General features: G+C 45.3%; 2 protein-coding genes and 2 pseudogenes. 1 reads left to right on the forward strand and 3 read right to left on the reverse strand.

Going from position 1 to position 1762, the window contains the following annotated elements; translation table 11 throughout:
* Positions 1-92: 92 nt before the first annotated feature.
* Positions 93-569, forward strand: coding sequence for a phage integrase central domain-containing protein (locus PSI23_RS21270; RefSeq protein WP_273556945.1), 477 nt, complete (start codon positions 93-95; stop codon positions 567-569).
* A 122-nt stretch (positions 570-691) separates the two neighbouring features.
* Here PSI23_RS21270 and PSI23_RS21275 read toward each other — a convergent pair.
* The 3 genes and pseudogenes from PSI23_RS21275 to PSI23_RS21285 all read right to left on the reverse strand — a co-directional run.
* Positions 692-952, reverse strand: a pseudogene (locus PSI23_RS21275) (helix-turn-helix domain-containing protein).
* A 292-nt stretch (positions 953-1244) separates the two neighbouring features.
* Positions 1245-1436, reverse strand: coding sequence for a helix-turn-helix transcriptional regulator (locus tag PSI23_RS21280; RefSeq protein WP_373567369.1), 192 nt, complete (start codon positions 1434-1436; stop codon positions 1245-1247).
* Positions 1433-1663, reverse strand: a pseudogene (locus PSI23_RS21285) (integrase domain-containing protein); the annotation flags it as partial. The gene PSI23_RS21280 and the pseudogene PSI23_RS21285, both read right to left, overlap by 4 nt.
* Between the last annotated feature and the right edge of the window lie 99 nt (positions 1664-1762).

Below are 1762 nucleotides of genomic sequence, written 5' to 3' on the forward strand. Positions count from 1 at the left end.
AGCAAAGACACTTAGCTTGAACGAAGAGAAAGCAGCGTCATTTAGGCGCAGTCGGTAACATGCCCTTATAGGGCTAGAGCAAACCACCCGCTATGCGGGTGGTTCTGATTGGATTGGCAAACGTTCGCCGACTCAAAGACGAAGCAAAAGCGATGCTGGCTAAAGATATTGATCCTGTCGATTGGCGTAAACAGCAAGCAGCCGCAATACAGGAAGAGAACAGCAACACCTTAAAGAATATTGCTACCCGCTGGTTTGAGGTGAAGAAAACCACTGTCAGTGAAGATTATGCTAAAGATATCTGGCGCTCACTAGAAAAGGATATTTTTCCCAAACTCGGCTCGACACCAATATCAAACCTGAAAGCGCCCATGCTGGTAGAAGTGCTCAAACCTATCGAAGCAAGGGGCAATCTGGAAACCATCAAACGCCTGACTCCAAAGAACGGTAGAGATCATAGACTACGGCATGAACTGATCCTAGTCTTAGATCATGCTGATATTAAAGCACTTTCTCTTTTTGAGGGGGTGCTTTTTTGTTATGAGTACCCCACCGAATACCCCACATAAAAATCCTCAGCATAAAAATTCATTGGAAAACATAGAGACAAAAAAGATGTGAAAAAAGAAAGGCGTTAGTGGGGTCACTAATTTACCCCACAGAGATAAGTCTTTTTAAAATCGAATTTGCGCTAACTGGAAACGTTTCTGACTTTGCGTTCAATGAGCTGGCCGTTAGCATCAAAGTAACGACTAGGCCAGATTTCTGAAGGGTGTATTCCGAGGTAATCTGCAATAATCCATTCGCCTTTCGGTCACGGACGATTTAATACATTTGCTAGTGTAGAAGAACTCAATCCCGCTTCACGAGAAACAGCCGCCAAGGTTGTACCACGCTTACGCAATGCAGCAATAATATCGGCTTGATGCCAATCATTTCTAATATTATTCATTCCTGCTACCCCTTCCATTAATTAATATTGATGGTGGCGATTCAGACAGGGTTCGCAGTACCGGGGACGATCGTTCCGGCGAGGCCGAAGCCTCCCCTGCCTGAACCGCCATTGAAAAGGCGATAGCAGACACACTGGTAGAAACTTCCTACCAGTGGATCGTCCTATACAAGGCTGCGAAACCCTGACCAATAGATTTTGCTAATGGCGCGATTACTTTAACTGATTGGTTTATTGGACTCAATAACTGAATCACTAATACCAACCACTAACTCAGCGCCAACTCAACATGTTAAGTCGTTTTTCTGACTTTATTGGCAGCCCACTCATCAACTTCTTCTACTATCCATAACATAGAACGGATACCCAATTTGCGTGGTTTGGGGAAATTTCCTAGCCTAATCAAATGGTCGATTTGTGATTTTTCCAATCCGGTCTTTTTCATCACATAGTCCAAGCGAATGAAAGTCAGAGTTTCCATCATTCCAAACCTCCTTGGCTGTAAACTCGTTCGACATAACGCCCGCGACCATCACCGTGACCCAAATCCATTGAAACCAGCGCCCTTGCCTCCTGGCGGCTAAAACCATTCTGTTGGTAAAACACCAGAGCATCTTGCGCCCAGGCATAACGTAGACTGTGAGGAGAATGGCAGCCTTTTAAACCGATCTTGGCGGTGTGTGTTCGCCAGTAGTTCATGGCCTGCTTAATACTACAGCCGTAATCCCTATTGTGCCATGATGGGGCTCTTCTTCCTTAAATAAAAGGCGGTGTCACATGCCATCCCCTGCCAAAATCTGGGAACAGGCG

Origin of the sequence: Xenorhabdus yunnanensis, from assembly GCF_028598805.1 — a bacterium.
In the GTDB taxonomy this organism is placed as follows: domain Bacteria; phylum Pseudomonadota; class Gammaproteobacteria; order Enterobacterales; family Enterobacteriaceae; genus Xenorhabdus; species Xenorhabdus yunnanensis.

Excerpts from the sequence above, each read along its gene's own strand:
- PSI23_RS21270 (WP_273556945.1), top strand. The coding sequence starts at position 93 with ATGCGGGTGGTTCTGATTGGATTGGCAAACGTTCGCCGACTCAAAGAC.
- PSI23_RS21280 (WP_373567369.1), bottom strand. The coding sequence starts at position 1,436 with ATGATGGAAACTCTGACTTTCATTCGCTTGGACTATGTGATGAAAAAG.